Genomic DNA, 18,532 nt, shown 5'->3' with positions numbered 1-18,532 from the left:
AATCCTGGGTTGGCATCGGACGGCGGCCGGAACAAGTCGCGCGGCCGCGGCGCTGCCATTGTAATCCCGCAGTGCAAAAGAACGTGGATTGAAAAAATTACCGGCAGCATGCTGCCGGTTTGCGCATCGTGCCGGCGCGGTGTCAGTGCAGCCGCGCGCGTCCCTGCATGTCCGGCATAGGCGGCATTTCCGGCGTGGAGGGTTGCGGCACGACGCCGGGGCCGGAAGGGGAATCGGGACTGATCGGATCCTGTTCCGGTGGCGGCATTTCAGGCTGTGGCTCGTAGCCGGGATTGATTTCCGGCTGCGGCGAAGGGACATTGGGCACCTCGGGCGGAATGTCGCCCGGATTCTGATGCAGCCGCACGGGTGTGGTCAGTGGTTGAAACATAAGCCTCCTGGTGCAAGATAGGGAAAGAAGCCGGCATGCAGCCTGCGCCGTCTGTGAAATATCAAGCATTTACCGCGCCAGCAATGAACCGTCGCCGGCGCCACCCGTCCTATCCGGACCAAACCCTCTTGAGGAAAGCACGCGATGAGTGAATCCCTGCATATCGTCTGTCCCCATTGCAATACCGTGAACCGGGTGCCGTCCGCCCGGCTGGAGATGCATCCCAGCTGCGGCAAATGCGGCCGGCCCGTGTTTGACGGGCACCCGGTGGAATTGAATGCGCAGACCTTTGCGCAGCAGGTCAGCCGCAGCGACATTCCTGTGCTCGTGGATTTCTGGGCGCCCTGGTGCGGTCCCTGCCGGTCGATGGCGCCGGCCTATGCGCAGGCGGCCCAGCAACTGGAGCCGGCGATCCGGGTCGCCAAGCTCAACACCGAGGAAGCGCAGGAGCTGGCGGCGCGCCATGCGATCCGCAGCATCCCGACACTGGCGTTGTTCCACCATGGCCGCGAGGTGGCGCGGCAGGCGGGGGCGATGGATGCGGGCGGGATTGTTGCCTGGGTGCGGCGGCATGCGGGGCGGAACGCTGCCTGAAGCGGATGAGGCTCGGCGTGGGTCGTGGGTCGTGGGTCGTAATGTCGTAGGGCGGAATACCCCACAGGGGCATTCCGCCGAGCGGTCGATCAGGCTGAGTCTTTGCAGTGGCCGGCTGCTTTACCTCTGAAGCAAAAGCGCCCGCGCTGCCCGTGCTTCGCCAGGTGACGCAACGCGGCTGCACTGCCGTGGAGACAAGCCGGGAGTTCGCCCCGGCGGGCGACCTACTTCTTTTGCTTCGCCAAAAGAAGTAGGCAAGAAAAGGCGACCCGGTGATCGCGCCCGCTGCGCGGGTGCCCGTGTCAGCGGTGCCCGGAGCGGGGCGCGGCTAAACTCGCTACACTTCGTTTCGCTCAGACAGACGCCGCACCTTTTCCCGCTCCGGGCACCGCTGACACGGCGCGCTCAACGGGATTTCACTGCCACTTCAAACGCAACGGCAACTGTCGCTGCGCGGACGTCAAAAGCAACCGCAACTTTTGCCCTCGCTACAGGAAACGATCGAGTATCTTCCGGCTCTGCCGGTCCAGGCCATGCAGATCCCGCAGCAGGAAATGGATGCCGTGGCTGTCCGAGATCAGCAGGGTGTCGGCGCTGATGCGGCGGATGTCTTCCTCGCCGCGCAATACAAAACTGGTATCGCCGCGGTCGGTGCTGACCTGCCAGGTGGACGGCGTGGCATAGCTGGATACCGAGCGGATCGCCCGGATCTCGGGCATGAATTCCCGTCCCTGCAATTCCTCTTCCAGCAGCGCCCGCGTCGCGGCCGTCAATGCGGCGAGCGACGGTATCCAGGCCACTTCCTTGCCATCGCCGGTCATCAGCGAGATGCCTTCGTCCGGCGCCTGGATCGGAAAGGCGCGCACCGGCGCCACGCCCGCATGCTGCTGGCCGTCGGCGGTGGTCAGCACCAGCCTGCCGAAGCTGTCGCGGGAAAGCTGCAGTTGATCGCCGTCCATGCTCATTCCTTTTCCCGTGTGTCGTCGATGTCGCGGTCGACATTGCGCGCCTGCGCCTGGTACAGCCGGTAATAGGCGCCTTGCCGGGCCATCAGTTCATCATGCGGCCCCTGTTCGATCACCTGGCCGCGATCCATCACCACCAGCCGGTCGGCGCGCTGCAGCGTCGACAGACGGTGCGCGATGGCGATCGTGGTGCGGCCCTTCACCAGGTTGTCCAGCGCCTTCTGGATTTCCTTTTCCGTCTCGGAGTCGACCGAGGACGTGGCTTCGTCCAGGATCAGGATGCGCGGGTCAATCAGCAGCGCCCGCGCAATGGAAATGCGCTGCCGCTCGCCGCCGGACAGGCCCTGGCCGCGCTCGCCGACCATGGAATCATAGCCATGCGGCAGGCGCAGGATGAACTCGTGGGCATGGGCCGCGCGCGCAGCCGCCATGATCTCGGCGCGGGTCGCGTCCGGCTTGCCGTAGGCGATGTTCTCGGCAATCGTGCCGAAGAACAGGAAGGGCTCCTGCAGCACCAGGCCGATATTGCTGCGGTAGTCGGCAACGGCGAAGGAACGGATATCCACGCCATCGAGCCGGATCGAGCCTTCGGCCACGTCGTAGAAGCGGCAGATCAGGTTGACCAGCGTGCTCTTGCCCGAGCCGCTGTGGCCGACCAGGCCTATCATTTCGCCCGGCGCGATGGTCAGGTTCACGCCGCGGTTCACCGCCCGGTTGCCATAGCGAAAACCCACGTCGCGCACCTCGATCCGGCCTTCCACCCGCTCCAGGCGGGCCGGCGTGGCGGGGTCGGGCACGCTGGAGACGTGATCCAGGATGTCGAAGATGCGCTTGGCGGCCGAGGCCGATTTCTGGGTCACGGAAACGATCCGGCTCATCGAGTCCAGCCGCGAATAGAAGCGGCTGATGTAGGCCAGGAAGGCGGTCAGGGTGCCCACCGTGATATCGCCGCGCGAGACCTGCCAGATGCCGAAGGCCCACACCACCAGCAGGCCCAGCTCGGTCATCAGCGACACCGTCGGCGAGAACAGCGACCAGATCCGGTTGATCCGGTCGTTCACGGCCAGGTTGTGCTTGTTGGCCAGGCGAAAGCGCGCCGCTTCCCGCTTTTCCTGGGCAAATGCCTTCACCACCCGGATGCCCGGTATCGTGTCGGCCAGCACGTTGGTGACCTCGCCCCAGACCCGGTCGATTTTCTCGAAGCCGGTGCGCAGCCGGTCGCGCACCACGTGGATCAGCCAGGCGATGATGGGCAGCGGCACCAGCGTCACCAGCGCCAGCCACGGGTTGATCGAGAACAGGATGGCCGAGGTCATCAGGATCATCAGCACGTCTGTTGCGAAATCCAGCAGGTGCAGCGACAGGAACACGCAGATGCGGTCGCTCTCGCTGCCGATGCGCGCCATCAGGTCGCCGGTGCGCTTGCCGCCGAAATATTCCAGCGAAAGCCGCAGCAGGTGCTCATAGGTCGTGGTGCGAAGGTCCGCGCCGATGCGCTCCGACACCAGCGCCAGGATATAGGTCTTGGCCCAGGTCAGGCCCCAGGCCAGCAGCGCCGCGCCCAAGAGACCCAGCAGGTACATGCCCACCACCGCGGGGTCGATGCGCTGGCCGTTCTGGTACGGGATCAGCACGTTGTCCATCAGCGGCATGGTCAGGTAGGGCGGCACCAGGCTGGCCGCCGTGCCCAGCAGCGTCAGCAGGAAACCGGCCAGCAGCTGGCCGCGGTAGGGCCGGGCGAAGCGCCACAGCCGGAATAGTGTCCAGGTCGAGGGCGGCGTGTGGATGACCTTGGTGCAGACCGGGCAGACATCCTGGTCCGGCTCCAGCGGCGCCTTGCAGCTCGGGCAGACGGTCTGGTCTTCCGACTCGACTTCCAGCCCGTCGAGGTGGCTTTGCAGTCGCAGCTGGAACTGATCGATCACCCGCATTGCCAAAAGGTTCATGCCCAGCGTGAAATGCCACGCCGCCAGTCGGCCGGCCGGCGTCACCAGTTCCAGATGGCCGACGCCGGCATGGTCATGATGTTCCAGCCGCATGCCAGGTTCGAACGCCCAGTCGCGCCAGTCCCGTTCGCCCGGCGCACGGGCAAGGATGCGGCGATCGGTCAGGATGACGATGCCGTCGGCGAAGTGGTGGCGGGCGTCGAGGTCAACCGTAACCCAGGTAACAACGTTCTCCCCGGCGGCAAGACGTTTTTCTACAACATCCCGCCACTGCTCCGGCAAGTCGCCGGCGGGTCGGTCGGGGAGTGGCAATACGGTGGTCATTCTGCGGCAAACTCCATGCGCACCGCTGGCGGCACGCAGTTTTGTTAGAAAAAGTAAGGAGACTTGTTCCGTTGAAACGGGATGGCAATATACCCCATCCGAGGAATCATATGTCCGAGAGGCAATTATTTACGGTATTCTTGCGGTCCAGCGGACTGGCTGGCGGCGGTCCGGGAGTATACAGCCTTATGGAGCACCTGGTTGCCGCAACGATGGGCAATCCTTAACCGAGCATGACGGCAGCCGGTCCGTCAAGAATCAGACGATGATGAAAAAGAAAGAATTGGTATTTCGCCGCGTGACCCATCTGCGCGGCCCGAACATCTGGACCTACCGGCCCGTGATCGAAGCCTGGGTCGATATCGGCGAACTGGAACAGTTTCCCTCCAACAAGATACCCGGACTCTACGAGCGCCTGACCGCCTGGCTGCCGAGCCTGGTCGAGCACCGCTGCGGCGTCGGCGAGCGCGGCGGCTTCCTGGAGCGGCTGCGCGAGGGCACCTGGGCGGCCCATATCCTTGAGCACGTGGTGCTGGAACTGCAAAGCCTGGCCGGCATGCCCACCGGCTTCGGCAAGGCCCGCGAAACCTCGGAGTCCGGCGTGTACAAGGTGGCTTTCCGCACCCGCCAGGAAGAAGTCGGCCGCGCCGCGCTGGAAGCCGCGCGCGAACTCCTGATGGCCGCCATCGAGGACCGACCGTATGACGTGGCCGGCGCCATCGGCGGCCTGCGCGAGATGGTCGACAGCATTTGCCTCGGACCGAGCACCGCCCATATCGTCGATGCCGCCACCGAGCGCCGCATTCCGTCCATCCGCCTCAACGACGGCAACCTGGTGCAGTTCGGCTACGGCGCGCGGCAGCGCCGCATCTGGACCGCCGAGACCGACCGCACCAGCGCCATCGCCGAGGGCATTTCCCGCGACAAGGACCTGACCAAGTTGCTGCTGCAGAGCTGCGGCGTGCCGGTGCCCCAGGGCCGCCTGGTCGACGACCCGGCCGACGCCTGGGACGCCGCCGAAGACATCGGCCTGCCGGTCGCCGTCAAGCCCTACGACGGCAACCATGGCCGCGGCGTGTCGCTCGACCTGACCACCCGCGAACAGGTGGAAGCCGCGTTCGAACTGGCCAGCCGGGAAGGCAGCGGCGTGATCGTCGAACAATCGATATCCGGCGTCGAGCACCGGCTGCTGGTGGTGGGCAAGCGGGTCGTCGCCGCCGCCGCCGGCGAAACCACCGCCGTGATTGGCGACGGCAAGTCCACCATCGCCGAGCTGATCGAGTCGCAGGTCAACACCGACCCTCGCCGCGGCGAGGACGAGGAATTCCCGCTGGAGCCGCTGAAGCTGGAAGAGGGCGACGAGCTGTCGCTGCAACTGGCTCGCCAGGGCCGTTCGCGCGCCACCGTGCCGGCCGCCGGCGAAAAGGTGGAACTGCAGCGCAATGGCAACGTGGCCTTCGACGTCACCGACCGCGTCCATCCGGACACCGCGGCGCTGGCCAGCCTGGCTGCCCGCGTGGTCGGCCTGGACATCGCCGGCGTCGACCTGGTGGTGGAAGACATTTCCAGGCCGCTGTCGGAACAGCGCGGCGCCATCATCGAAGTCAATGCGGGCCCGGGCCTACTGGCCCATACCAAGCCCGCCACCGGCCGGCCGCAGCCGGTCGGGGCCGCCATCGTCGACCACCTGTTCGGCGCCAAGGACGATGCCCGCATCCCGGTGGTCGGCATCACCGGCAGCCGCGACACCAGCCGCATCGCGCGCCTGATCGGCAAGATCCTGTGCGCCAGCCACCGCCATGTCGGGGTGGCCTGCGCCGACGGCCTGTTCCTCAACAACCGCCAGATCCGCAAGGACGATTGCGCCACCTGGGAAGCCGGCCAGAGCCTGCTGATCAATCGTTCCGTGCAGGCAGCCGTGATGGAAAACGGCAACCGCGTGATCCTCGGCGAAGGCCTGGCCTACGACCGCTGCAGCGTCGGCGTCGTCACCGACGTCTCCGGCCTGGAGCAGCTGGCCGACTTCGACATCCGCAACCGCGACCAGCTCTACAACGTGGCCCGCACCCAAGTCGACGTCGTGCTGCCGGACGGCGTGGCCGTGCTCAATGCCGCCGACCACCAGGCGGTGGAGATGGCCGAGCTGTGCGACGGCGACGTGATCTTCTATGCGCCGTCGGCATCGCTGCAGGTGATCGCCGCGCACCGCGACGATGGCGGCCGCGCCGTGTTCGCCCGCGACGGCGACGTCGTGCTGGCCAACGGCAGGAACGAACATGCCGTGCTGACCGGCGCCTTGTCGCTGGGCGGCGCCGACCTTGCGCCGGACAGCGTGCTGGCCGCGGTGGCAAGCGCCTGGGCGCTGCAGATTCCGGCCGAGCTGATCTGCGCCGGCCTGCGCACCTTCGGCGCCGAGGCGCAACGGGCCAAGCATTAAAGCCGGCATGGCCGGACAGTCATTACGGGACAGGATCAAATTTATGGAAGTATCAAGAATCCGGGCGCTTCGCGGCCCCAACCTCTGGAGCCAGCACACCTCGATCGAAGCCGTCATCGAGTGCGCGCAGCAGGAAAGCGACATCGCCCGCATGCAGGGTTTTGAAGAGCGGCTGCGCGCCCGCTTTCCCGGCCTGCCGATGCTGCAGCCCAGCGGCCACCACGACGCCGTCTCGCTGGCCCATGTGCTGGAACTGACCGCGCTGAGCCTGCAGGCCAATGCCGGCTGCCCGGTCACCTTCAGCCGCACCACGCCCACGCTGGAAAGCGGCATCTACCAGGTGGTGGTGGAATATACCGAGGAAGAGGTCGGCCGGCTGGCCTTCGACCTCGCCATCGAACTGTGCCAGGCGGCGCAGCAGAACCTGCCGTTCGACGTCGATGGCGCGCTGGCCCGCCTGCGCGAACTCGACGAGGACATCCGTCTCGGACCCAGCACCGGCTCCATCGTCGACGCCGCCGTCGCCCGCAACATTCCCTACCGCCGCCTGACCAGCGGCAGCATGGTGATGTTCGGCTGGGGCAGCCGCCAGCGCCGCATCCAGGCCGCCGAAATGGACCGCACCAGCGCCATCGCCGAATCGATCGCCCAGGACAAGGAGCTGACCAAGAAGCTGCTGGCCGCCGCCGGCGTGCCGGTGCCGCGCGGCGGCATCGCCACCACGCCCGAGGCCGCCTGGGCGCTTGCCCAGCAGATCGGCATGCCGGTCGTCACCAAGCCCAAGGATGGCAACCAGGGCAAGGGCGTCACCGTCAATATCGACAGCCGGGAGAGCCTGCTGCGCGCCTTTGCCATCGCCAGCGAGTATGGCGATGAAGTCATCGTCGAGCGCTATCTCGCCGGCGACGATTTCCGCCTGCTGGTAGTGGGCAACAAGCTCGTTGCCGCAGCCCGGCGCGACCCGCCGCAGGTGGTGGGCGACGGCGAGCACACGGTTCGCCAGCTGGTCGACCTGATCAACAGCGACCCGCGTCGCGGCACAGGCCATGCCACATCGCTGACCCGCATCCGCTTCGACGACATTGCCCTGGCGCGCCTGGCCGAACAGGGTTACCAGGCCGACTCGGTGCCGGCCCGCGGCCAGCGCGTAATGCTGCGCAATAACGCCAACCTGTCCACCGGCGGCACCGCCACCGACGTCACGGACGACGTGCACCCGTCGGTTGCCGCCTGCGCGGTCGAAGCGGCCCGCATGGTAGGGCTGGATATCTGCGGTGTCGACATGGTCTGCGACAGCGTTCTGAAGCCCATCGAGGAACAGGGCGGCGGCATCGTCGAAGTCAATGCCGCGCCCGGACTGCGCATGCACCTGACCCCGTCCTACGGCAAGGGTCGGGCAGTCGGTGAAAGCATCATCGAGGACATGTTCCCGGCGGGCGAGGACGGCCGCATCCCGGTGGTGGCCGTGACCGGCACCAACGGCAAGACCACCACGGTGCGCCTGATCACGCACCTGCTCGGCAGCGGCGGCCTGCGCACCGGCATGACCAATACCGACGGCGTCTATATCGAGGGCCGCCGGATCGACAGCGGCGACTGCAGCGGCCCCAAGAGCGCCCGCAACGTGCTGATGCACCCGGACGTGGACGCCGCCGTGTTCGAAACCGCCCGCGGTGGCGTGCTGCGCGAAGGCCTGGGCTATGACCGCTGCCAGGTGGCGGTGGTCACCAACATCGGCAGCGGCGACCATCTGGGCCTGAACTACATCACCACGGTGGAAGATCTTGCGGTGCTGAAGCGGGTGATCGTGCAGAACGTGGCGCATAACGGCATGGCGGTGCTCAACGCAGCCGATCCCATCGTGGCGTCGATGTCGGAAAACTGCCCCGGCCAGGTGACCTATTTCGCCGCTGACCGGCATCACCCGGTGATGACCATGCACCGGGCGCAGGGGCTGCGGGTGGTGTTCGTCGATGGCCGCGACCTGGTGGCCGCCGAAGGCATCGGGGAAGTGCGCATTCCGCTGGCCGACGTGCCCATCACCCTGGGCGGCACGCTGGCATTCCAGGTCGAGAATGTGATGGCTTCGGTGGCCGCGGCCTGGGCCGTCGGCATCAGCTGGGACAGCATACGCGCCGGCCTGCGTTCCTTTTCCAACGACAGCGACAACGCGCCGGGACGCTTCAACATGTTCCGCTACCGCGGCGCCACCGTGATCGCCGATTACGGCCACAACCCGGACGCGATGCTGGCGCTGGTGAAGGCGGTGGAAACCTTGCCGGCACGCCGCCGCTCGGTGGTCATCAGCGGGGCAGGGGACAGGCGCGATGAAGATATCCGCCAGCAGACCCGCATCCTCGGCGACGTGTTCGACGACGTTCTGCTGTACCAGGACCAGTGCCAGCGCGGCCGCCAGGACGGCGAGGTGATCGCCTTGCTGCGGGAAGGGCTGGAAGGCAGCCGCCGCACCAGCGCCGTGCGGGAAATCCGAGGCGAGTTCGTCGCCATCGATACCGCGCTGGGCAGCCTGAACGATGGCGACCTGTGCCTGATTCTGGTGGACCAGGTCGATGAAGCGCTGGCACATATCGCCGCACGGGTGGCGCAGGCTGCCTAGGCGCGCTGAATCGCCTTTCGGAAAAAAAACAGGAACGGACGACCGCGAGGTCGTCCGTTTTTTTGTTGGTGAGTGCGGATCACCTTAAAAAATGCAACTATCAACAATGAAATCCACAACACTTGAAAACAAAAACCCGCCACCAGAAAAGAGGGACCATCGGAAAGGGGTGGCGCGTCACTTAGCCGCAAAGATCTGGCAAGCTAAAAATGAATGCATCAATTCAAAGAAACCCAGCAGGGCTTCGAAAAAGAATTAACACATAAAACTTTGCAGTCCATTTGCAAGAAAAGCGAAAGACAGGTTAACCACGATAGGAATCAATCACTTATATTAAATTTTATTGACATTCCACATGCATGTCAGATGAGCATTCCTTATAATGGCGAATCCTTCCGGTTGAACGACATTGAATTGATTTTACGTTTTCAGATTCCAACAGGAAAATTGATTCGCCATGAAAAGCTCGCTATTCGACACTGGCCATTTTTGGGCTTCCGATCCCATGACGCCGTTCAAGACATTCATCGCATCGCCCGAGTTCGTGGAACTCGGCAGGCGGGTCCCGGCCTACCGCGATCCCGACAAGAAGGCGCAGCCGCTGCGGCCTGCGACGATTCAGGTTTATACCCTGATGTTCGGCAAGTTCCACCGCTGGATGCGTGACCATGGCAAGACGCTCTATACCGTCAATGATGCCGACATCCTGGAATTCCTCGACAGCCGCCAGGCGGACGAAACCGGCGAGGCGGAACAGCTCAAGAGCACGATCAGGGTGAAATATGTGCGCATGCTGGAGCGGGTTTTCCAGCACCTTGAGGTCTCGCCGAATCCAGCCCAGAGTACCGCCTTCCAGATCTACAAGACAAAAGGCGCGAGCGGCAAGGATCTGGAAATGGTGGTGATGGACGACGCGCAGCAGCAGGCGTTCATGCAAGCGCTGCCGGTGGCCAACGAGACGCCCGCCGGCTGGAAGCGCCGGCGCGACCGTGCGATGCAGGCCTTGATGCTGGGCGCCGGCCTGACCGTTGCCGAGGCCATGCATGCAAAGATGCGGGATATCGGCGTGCTCGACGGCACCGGTTCCTTGCCAGTGACCATCCGGCCGGAGTCTGCCCAGAGCACCACCCGTGAGCACAAAACGCTGTTGCGTCCCTTTGCACTGGCCGAGGTGATGCAGTGGGTGGAGGAGCGCAAAAAGCTGGACATACCGGGCCAGTTGCTGTTTCCCGCCTCGCTCGCTACAGGCAAGCCGCTGGACAAGGCAACCGTGTACCGCCAGGTAAAGAAAACCTTCGAGCGCGCCGGCCTGGAAATGCCGCGCCAGGGCGGGCGTACGCTGCGCAATACCTTTGCGGTGCGTGAGCTTGAAAAGGAATCGGTGGAGCTGGTCGGGCAGTTGCTGGGGCTGGAGCGCCAGCGTTCCACGGAGGCTTACCTGAACGCGGCGCGACGCAAGTCCAGGTCACAGCGGCTGAGTTGAATCGGGCAGCACGTCGACCGCGAGCTTCGGCCTGGGCAGGCGGTTATGGAAATGGACGCCTGCTTATCGGTGGGCGCCAGTGAAAGAGAGGACAAGAATACCGGGGGAGGATCTACCCATCCTTAATTCAAAACATTATTTTACATAATGCAAATTATCAGGCTAAAACGTGTAGTGGCTGGATTATAATGTCTCGAACTGGCTAAATCAGAATGTCCCACTTCCCACCGTCGCGCCAGACTGCCCACGACAAAAAGCCCGCGTTCGTACGCGGGCCATGACTGCACTAAATGGATCGACCGAGACGGATTGACTAGCTGATCGTCCCGCCCTTTACTTGCTGGTCCCGGTCGTGCCCGTGGTGCCGCTGGTCCCGGTGCCGGCCGTGCCAGCGCCGGCGGCCGTGCTGCCGGACGTTCCGCTGCCGCCCGCTGCCGTGCCCGTGCCCGTGCCCGTGTCTGCGCTGCGGTTGCAGCCTCCAAGGACAAGCATGAGCGCTGTTGCCGCCAGCATCACCCGGGCGCTGTTGGTAGAAACTTTCATCGTTGATCCTTTCATTGAGTAATGAAGTCTGTGCAGCCGCCTTGCATCCTGAAAATTTCCACAATGACAAAGTTGCTATCACTTCGACGGGAATTAGCGAACCCTGTTCCGGCGCGGCGCTGATCACACCCGATCCCCTGATTTTGATCAAGGCTTTTCATGCCAAGCCAGAAAGTTTTTGCGCATAGGCCCTCGTTCCTGTTAGTGGTTTTAGTGTTTTAAGGTTTTTCTATTTTTGGCTTCGATAATTGCATTTTTATTCAACCCCCAGGAAACCTCGGTCGAGTCGGGTTACCAACAGACGCCACGCAACCACCTCTGCCAACGGTTGCACATTGCAGTGATTTCCTTCCAGCCAGCCGCCAGCAAAACCCGCCATGCTCACCACCCTTGCCATCGCGAATTACCGTTCCATCCGTCATCTCGTCATTCCCCTGAACCGGCTCAATATCGTCACTGGCGCCAATGGCAGCGGCAAATCCAGCCTTTATCATGCCCTCCGCCTGCTTGCCTTCACGGCGCAGGGGCGCCTGATTGCTGCGCTGGCCGATGAAGGCGGCCTGCAGTCGACCTTATGGGCCGGACCGGAAACCATTTCCGCCGCGGTCCGGCAGGGTGAGCACTCGCCTCAGGGCACGCGCCGGAAAGAGCCGGTCAATCTCAAGCTTGGCTTCGGCACCGGGCAACTGGGATATGCGATCGACCTCGGCCTGCCCTTGCCCTCCTCGTCCATGTTCGGATCCGATCCCGAAATCAAGCGCGAATGCATCTGGAGCGGCGCCGTCCTGCGGCCGGCCGCTCTGCTGGTGGACCGTAAAAACTGGACCGTCCATACCCGGGCCAGCGATGGCGCCTGGCGTCAGATGACCGAAACGCTGTCGCCATTCGATAGCATGCTGGCCGAACTGGCGGACCCCAATGCCGCTCCCGAAATGCTGATGCTGCGCGAGCAAATCCGTTCGTGGCGTTTTTACGACCAGTTGCGCACCGATATCGACGCTCCCGCGAGACGCGCCCAGATCGCCACCCACACCGCGGTCCTGACAGCGGACGGCGCCAGCCTGGCGGCGACATGGCAGACCATACGTGAGATCGGCGATGCGGCCGCGCTCAACGACGCCGTGTCCGACGCCTTTCCCGGCGCCAGGGTAGGCGTCAGGCAGGTCGGCAACGGCCTGCAGATCGAGATGTGGCAGCATGGGCTGCTCAGGGCGCTGTCTGCCGCGGAACTGTCGGAGGGCACGCTGCGCTACCTGCTGTGCATTGCCGCCCTGCTCTCACCCCGACCGCCCGCGCTGATGGTGCTCAATGAACCCGAGACCAGCCTCCATCCCGACCTGTTGCCCGCGCTGGCGAGGCTGATCGTCAAGGCTTCCGGTGAAAGCCAGATCGTGGTAGTTTCCCATTCCACCCGTCTGGCGGCGGCGCTGGAACGGGAGGGCGACGCCGCCACAATGACGCTTGAAAAGGACTACGGTGAAACCGTGATCCAAGGCGTGCATGCGCTGGAAAGACCCGCCTGGCATTGGCCAAAACGCTGAGCCCCGGTTGTGCGGCTTGATCGGACACAATTGTTTCTTTCCGGGCAATAGTACATTGCCGCAGGCATGGTCAATCCGTTTGGCGCCAATCCCTACAATGGCACTCGTTGCCTGATGCATGGGGAAAATACCCTCCGGCATTCATTGATGCGTGCGGCCAGGACTACCTTCCGGGCGCTATCAAACGCATCTCATGCGGCAACCGCTCGCGCGGCACGAGGCCAAGCGACGTTCATACACACAGCATCAAATGGGATAGCCAAGATGAAAAAAGCAGTAGCAGGACTGGCCGTGCTGACAGCCATTTCCGGGAGCGCCGCGGCGCAGACCAGCGTCGCCGTATATGGCGTGATGGACATCGGCATCGCCAGGCGTGACGACAGCAACCCCGCCGGCAAGACCGTCTCGATGGAGAGCGGCCAGCAGTCGGGCAGCCGTCTCGGCTTCAAGGGCCGTGAGGACCTGGGCGGCGGCATGGCGGCGCAGTTCGTGCTGGAGAGCGGCATCAATCTCGACAACGGCACCTCCGGGCAAGGCGGACGCCTGTTCGGACGCCAGGCCTGGCTCGGTCTGGACGGTAATTTCGGTGGCCTGAAACTGGGTCGTCAGCAGACCGTGCTCTACACGGCGCTCGACAAGATCGATCCTTTCCACATCAACCTGGCCGGCAATTCGCAGAAAGTGTTTGGCTATGGCACCTACGCCGCCGACCCGTTCCTGCGGTCCGACAACACCATCGCCTACAGCACCCCGACCGTGGCAGGCCTGGTCGGTACGCTGACCTACAGCCTGGGCGAGCAGGCGGGCGACTACTCGGCCAAGCGCAGCACGGGCCTGGGGCTGAGCTACGCCAACGGTCCGCTCAACCTGCAACTGGCTTACCTGAAGGCGAACACGGTGTCTGCGCCGGCCGGATTCGGCACCTCAACCGGCGACAACCGCGCTCTGCTGGTCGGCGGCACCTATGACTTTGGCCTGGCAACAGCGCATCTGGGCTATGCGGAAAATCGCCTCGGCAGCATCAGCGGCGGCGGCAAGGACCGCAACCTGCTGGCTGGCGTCACCGTGCCGGTCGGCGCTGCCGGCAGCGTGATGGCTTCCTTCATCCGCAATGAGCTGACCGACCTTGCCGAAGGCCGGAGCGACCAGTACGCGCTGGGCTACTCCCACAAGCTGTCCAAGCGTACCAACGTCTACACCTCGGTGTCGTACACGAAAAATGACAGCGATGTCGCGCTCAACACCTTCCGTGGCGAGCAGTTCGGCCAGAGCGTGCGCCTGTTCAACGTCGGCGTCCGGCACTCGTTCTGAACGAAGCGCCATCCAGGGTGCCTTGGCGCCCTGCTTTACCTAAAAAGCCGTCGGCAATTTCCGACGGCTTTTTTCATGGAACGAAAGGAAGCGAGTTCTGCAGGAATTCCGCCGAACTGAGGACGTAGACCGACACCGCCGATACCACAGCGGGCACGAGAGCAATAACGCCTGATTGATATTTACGCATGTTGGTTCCCCAGTTCGATGCTGGAAGAATAGACACTGCGCAGAAATGTTGATATCAGACAATCTCCCGTCATGTTGTAGGACAGTCGGCATCCCGCTGTCGGCTGCCGTGAGCAAGCCGAAATTAGTCGAAGCGGCGGTGCAAGCGAAACTGCTCCGTGGCCCTGATCAATGCAGCCGCAATGCCTGGCTCGGACGCGGCGTGACCAGCGTCGGCGATGATGTCCAGGCGCGATCCAGGCCAGTTCGCATGCAACCGCATTGCGGTCACCGGCGGGCAGATCATGTCGTAGCGGCCCTGCACGATGCAGGCAGGCAGATGGCAGATACGTTCGAGGTTGTTCAGCAACGCCTGCGTTTCCATGAAACCGGCATTGAGAAAGTAATGCGCCTCCAGCCTGGCAATGGCGAGGCAGGCCGCGTCGCTGTCGCCGCCCGCCGGTTCCGGCTGTGGATGAAGATAGGCGCAGCGGCTTTCGTACAGGCTCCACGCCCGCGCCGCGCGCAGCATGGCGGCGGTATCGTTGCCGAACAGGCGTTCGGCATAGGCATTGAGCAAATCGCCGGGTTCGGAAGGCAGCACCTCGGCGGCGAACGCTGCATGGGGTTCGGGGAAGAACTTCGCCATGCCGGTCATGAACCAGTCGATTTCCTCCTGGCTGCACAGGAACACGCCGCGCAGGATAAAACCGCTGCATCGTTCCGGATGGCGTTCTCCATAGGCCAGCGCCAGGGTGGCGCCCCATGAACCGCCAAACACCAGCCAGCGCTGGATACCCAGCATTTCCCGCAACTGTTCGATATCGTCGACCAGGAGCGGCGTGGTGTTGTCCCGCACCTCTCCAAGCGGCGTCGACTGGCCGGCGCCACGCTGGTCGAACAGCACAATGCGGTAATGCGCGGGATCGAAGAAACGACGGTGGCGCGGCGACAGCCCGCCTCCCGGCCCGCCATGCAGGAACAGCACCGGCTCGCCGTCCGGGTTGCCGCACTCTTCCCAATACAGGGTGTGCAGCCGGTCGACCGGCAATGCGCCGCTTCGATACGGTTCAATCGGCGGGAAAAGCACGCTTTCCAATGGGTTACCGGCGTTTCCGGGCAGGCTGAAAACGCCTCCCTGCCTACTGGTGTCATCAAGAGTGTTCATGGCTGATGGATAGTCGGTAAACAAGCGCCTTTTCGCGGCCGCGTCATGTTGGGTTTCGGGTAAACTGCCTGCTTTCCATTTCACAGGATACAGAAGTCTATCGCTCTCTCGGGCGTTAATCGCGCATTCGGGAGGCTAACTCATGTCTGCCGCACCATTTCCCCGAACGCTGAAACCCACGCGATAACGGGCTTTAGGACTCCATCGCAATCCGAAGTATGCAAATCGCTGTTTTTTCCTTTTTTGGCTGGTCGGTTTTATGGGTGCTGCCCTTGCTTGCGCGCCTGGCCGGCGGCCTGCTGGGCATGGGCCCCGGCGCACGCGGCCGCGGCTCGATACGACTCTGGCTGGGCACCCTGCTGATCTTCTGCGCAAGCAGCGCACTCGAGGCAAAGCTGCGTGGCCGGCCCGACACCGGCCCGGCGCCGGCCGCTTTCGGTCATTGGGTGGCTGGCGGGCTGACCCAGGCATTCGGCGGCGTCTTCAGCGCGCTGTTGCTGCTGGCTGTGATGGCGCTGGGCCTGTTCTGGCTGTTTGGCCGGCCTGGCGTCAGGACCGAATCGGAAGACGATGTGGCGCCGCGCGGACCGTCCCTGCCGGGCGAGGCGCTGCTGCCGCGCCGCACCCTGTCGGCCGAGCCGCCGCCGGCAAGGTCGAATCCGGGGAGCCTGCGCGCCGCCACCACGCCGCCGCCGCGCAAGCACCAGTCCTGGACCTTGCCGCCGCCGATTCCGCCGCAGGAAACCGTGGCTGGTCGCCGTCAGGCGCAACCGGTGGCGTCGACTGAAAAGCCCGCCGCCCGGCCGGCGCCGCGCGCGCCCAGCGCCTGGGACGCGGTCGAGAGCCTGCGTCCCACCGAGGCGATGCTGGCACGCGCACGTGCCGAGGAACTCGCCGCGCGCCGCGAACGCGAGCGGCGCGAAGCCCTGCGCCAGCCGCGCCCGGCGGCAGCGCCCATGTCCGCGCCAGCCGTTCCTGCCAGGCCGGTCGCCCAGGCCATGACCACCTCAATCCCCTCCCCCACCACCACGGGCAGCAGCATCACGGCGGCCAGGCACTCCGCACCGGCCGACGAGGAGACCATCGACAGCAGCCTGTTCCTGCCGCCGGGCTTCGGCGAAGTCATCGACAGCAGCGAGTTTTTGCCACCCGGTTTTTCCGCCGCGGCATCCCCGGCCGCGTGGCATGCCGGGCCGATGCCAGCCCCGGACATTCCGGTGATCGACAGCAGCGACCTGTTCCTGGGCTCGGAGATGCCTGCGCTGGGCATGGCTAGCAGCCCTGCCCCGGCCAGCGCGGCAGCACCATCCTTCTCAATGGTGGCGCCGGCGGCGTCGATTGCACCGGTTGCGCCGCCAGCACGTCGGCCGCAGGCCATGCCCCTGCCGGGGTTGACCCTGCTGGACGCAGCCGATGGCACCACCATCGATATCTCGGCCGAGGAACTGGAACAGACCGGCCAGCTGATCGAGCAGCGCCTGAAAGAATTCAAGGTGCCGGTCACGGTGCTGGGCGCCGGCGCCGGCCCGGTGATCACCCGCTATGAGGTCGAACCCGCCACCGGCGTGCGCGGCGCCCAGATCGTCGGCCTGATGAAGGACCTGGCGCGCGCACTGGGCCTGACCTCGATCCGCGTGGTGGAAACCATCCCCGGCAAGACCTGCATGGGCCTGGAATTGCCCAACACCCGGCGGCAGATGATACGGCTGTCGGAAATCCTGGAGTCCGACGCCTATCGCGGCTCGCCATCCCACCTGACGATTGCGCTGGGCAAGGACATCACCGGCAGGCCGGTGGTGACCGACCTCGCCCGCGCGCCGCACATGCTGGTGGCCGGCACCACCGGCTCGGGCAAGTCGGTGGCGATCAATGCGATGATCCTGTCGCTGCTCTACAAGGCCACGCCCGAGGATGTGCGCCTGATCATGATCGACCCCAAGATGCTGGAGCTGTCGGTCTATGACGGCATCGCCCACCTGCTGGCGCCGGTGGTGACGGACATGAAGCTGGCGGCCAATGCGCTGTCCTGGTGCGTGGGCGAGATGGACCGGCGCTATCGCCTGATGTCTGCGCTGGGCGTGCGCAACCTGGCCGGCTACAACCAGAAGATCCGCGACGCCGCCCAGCTCGGCCGCAAGGTCGCCAATCCGTTCTCCCTGACCCCGGACGCACCCGAGCCGCTGGAGCCGCTGCCGATGATCGTGGTGGTGATCGACGAACTGGCGGACCTGATGATGGTCGCCGGCAAGAAGATCGAGGAGCTGATCGCCCGCCTGGCGCAGAAGGCGCGCGCCGCCGGCATCCACCTGATCCTGGCTACGCAGCGGCCATCCGTGGACGTGATCACCGGCCTGATCAAGGCCAACATTCCAACCCGGGTGGCATTCCAGGTATCGTCCAAGATCGATTCCCGCACCGTGCTCGACCAGATGGGCGCCGAAGCCCTGCTCGGACACGGCGACATGCTGTTCCTGCCGCCGGGTTCGGGTTATCCGCAACGGGTGCATGGCGCCTTCGTCTCCGACCAGGAAGTGCATCGGGTGGTGGAATACCTGAAGCAGTTTGGCGAACCGGATTACGAGGACGCAGTGCTGGCCGGGCCGGCGACGGCGGAGGAAGCTGCCGAGGCCTCTCCGGTGGATGCCGATGCGGAAGCCGACCCGCTGTACGACGAGGCGGTGGCGTTCGTGATCCGCAGCCGCAAGTCGTCTATATCGGCGGTGCAGCGGCAGCTGCGCGTTGGTTATAACCGCGCCGCCAGGCTGGTGGAACAGATGGAGGCTGCGGGCGTGGTGTCGGCGATGTCGAGCAATGGCAGCAGGGACGTGCTGTCGCCGCCGGGCGGGGAATGACGCCTTGCCGGTGGCGACAACCGGGCCGTTCGTGGCAGCGTTCCTTTTCTTCGTCCGAACGGAAGCCGAAAATTTTCCTTGATTTCAATGCTGGACGAGCATGGCTCTACGGCAAGGCGTCACCCCCGCTGTCGGCATTCATGAAGGTTACCGGAAATGCACGAAGCAGCAACGACCTGATTTTCAACACGG

General features: G+C 64.5%; 13 protein-coding genes. 8 read left to right on the top strand and 5 right to left on the bottom strand.

The features are described 5' to 3' along the window. Positions 1-142 precede the first annotated feature (142 nt). The gene (locus tag IGW04_RS00900) at positions 143-391 is read right to left on the bottom strand and encodes a hypothetical protein (RefSeq protein WP_194711131.1); all 249 of its coding nucleotides are present in this window, start codon (positions 389-391) and stop codon (positions 143-145) included. A gap of 144 nt (positions 392-535) precedes the next feature. On the opposite strand from IGW04_RS00900, the gene trxC reads away from it, so the two are divergent. Next, a complete protein-coding gene (trxC, locus tag IGW04_RS00895; RefSeq protein ID WP_194711130.1) occupies positions 536-985 on the top strand; it encodes a thioredoxin TrxC in 450 nt (149 codons plus the stop codon). Positions 986-1,473: 488 nt separating this feature from the next. Here trxC and IGW04_RS00890 read toward each other — a convergent pair whose 3' ends face one another. Together IGW04_RS00890 and IGW04_RS00885 are read right to left on the bottom strand one after the other, a co-directional pair. Next, positions 1,474-1,944: a cyanophycin metabolism-associated DUF1854 family protein gene (locus tag IGW04_RS00890; RefSeq protein ID WP_194711129.1), complete on the bottom strand. Its 471-nt coding sequence runs from the start codon at positions 1,942-1,944 to the stop codon at positions 1,474-1,476. 2 nt (positions 1,945-1,946) lie between these two features. After that, positions 1,947-4,220 carry a cyanophycin metabolism-associated ABC transporter gene (locus tag IGW04_RS00885; RefSeq protein WP_194711128.1) on the bottom strand — a complete coding sequence of 758 codons (2,274 nt, stop codon included), beginning with the start codon at positions 4,218-4,220 and terminating at the stop codon, positions 1,947-1,949. 268 nt (positions 4,221-4,488) lie between these two features. Here IGW04_RS00885 and IGW04_RS00880 point away from each other — a divergent pair, with 268 nt between their 5' ends. The 3 genes from IGW04_RS00880 to IGW04_RS00870 all read left to right on the top strand — a co-directional run bounded on the left by IGW04_RS00880 (position 4,489) and on the right by IGW04_RS00870 (position 10,757). Further along, positions 4,489-6,657, top strand: coding sequence for a cyanophycin synthetase (locus IGW04_RS00880; protein WP_407672017.1), 2,169 nt, complete (start codon positions 4,489-4,491; stop codon positions 6,655-6,657). A gap of 43 nt (positions 6,658-6,700) precedes the next feature. Further along, positions 6,701-9,274: a cyanophycin synthetase gene (gene cphA, locus IGW04_RS00875; RefSeq protein ID WP_194711126.1), complete on the top strand. Its 2,574-nt coding sequence runs from the start codon at positions 6,701-6,703 to the stop codon at positions 9,272-9,274. Positions 9,275-9,731: 457 nt separating this feature from the next. Next, entirely contained in the window at positions 9,732-10,757 is a 1,026-nt protein-coding gene (locus tag IGW04_RS00870; protein ID WP_194711125.1) for a tyrosine-type recombinase/integrase, read from the top strand. Between the two features lie 333 nt (positions 10,758-11,090). Here the strand turns inward: IGW04_RS00870 and IGW04_RS00865 are convergent, their stop codons facing one another. Next, the gene (locus IGW04_RS00865) at positions 11,091-11,300 is read right to left on the bottom strand and encodes a hypothetical protein (protein ID WP_194711124.1); all 210 of its coding nucleotides are present in this window, start codon (positions 11,298-11,300) and stop codon (positions 11,091-11,093) included. 14 nt (positions 11,301-11,314) lie between these two features. On the opposite strand from IGW04_RS00865, the gene IGW04_RS25540 reads away from it, so the two are divergent. From IGW04_RS25540 to IGW04_RS00855, 3 genes are all read left to right on the top strand, one after another. Further along, positions 11,315-11,488, top strand: coding sequence for a hypothetical protein (locus tag IGW04_RS25540; RefSeq protein ID WP_228526728.1), 174 nt, complete (start codon positions 11,315-11,317; stop codon positions 11,486-11,488). Between the two features lie 189 nt (positions 11,489-11,677). Further along, positions 11,678-12,841, top strand: a complete 1,164-nt coding sequence (locus IGW04_RS00860; RefSeq protein ID WP_194711123.1) for an AAA family ATPase — start codon at positions 11,678-11,680, stop codon at positions 12,839-12,841. Positions 12,842-13,105: 264 nt separating this feature from the next. Beyond that, on the top strand, positions 13,106-14,152 hold the full coding sequence (locus IGW04_RS00855) for a porin (protein WP_194711122.1): 1,047 nt from the start codon (positions 13,106-13,108) through the stop codon (positions 14,150-14,152). Positions 14,153-14,465: 313 nt separating this feature from the next. Here the strand turns inward: IGW04_RS00855 and pip are convergent, their stop codons facing one another. Beyond that, on the bottom strand, positions 14,466-15,410 hold the full coding sequence (pip, locus tag IGW04_RS00850) for a prolyl aminopeptidase (protein WP_323744788.1): 945 nt from the start codon (positions 15,408-15,410) through the stop codon (positions 14,466-14,468). Positions 15,411-15,706: 296 nt separating this feature from the next. Here pip and IGW04_RS00845 point away from each other — a divergent pair, with 296 nt between their 5' ends. After that, the gene (locus IGW04_RS00845; RefSeq protein WP_194711120.1) at positions 15,707-18,340 is read left to right on the top strand and encodes a DNA translocase FtsK; all 2,634 of its coding nucleotides are present in this window, start codon (positions 15,707-15,709) and stop codon (positions 18,338-18,340) included. The last annotated feature ends 192 nt before the right edge of the window (positions 18,341-18,532 follow it).

Origin of the sequence: Noviherbaspirillum soli (genome assembly GCF_015352955.1) — a bacterium.
GTDB classification, from domain to species: Bacteria; Pseudomonadota; Gammaproteobacteria; order Burkholderiales; family Burkholderiaceae_D; genus Noviherbaspirillum_A; species Noviherbaspirillum_A soli.
The sequence above is the reverse complement of the archived record's forward strand: the minus strand, read 5'-3'. Positions and strand labels throughout refer to the sequence as shown.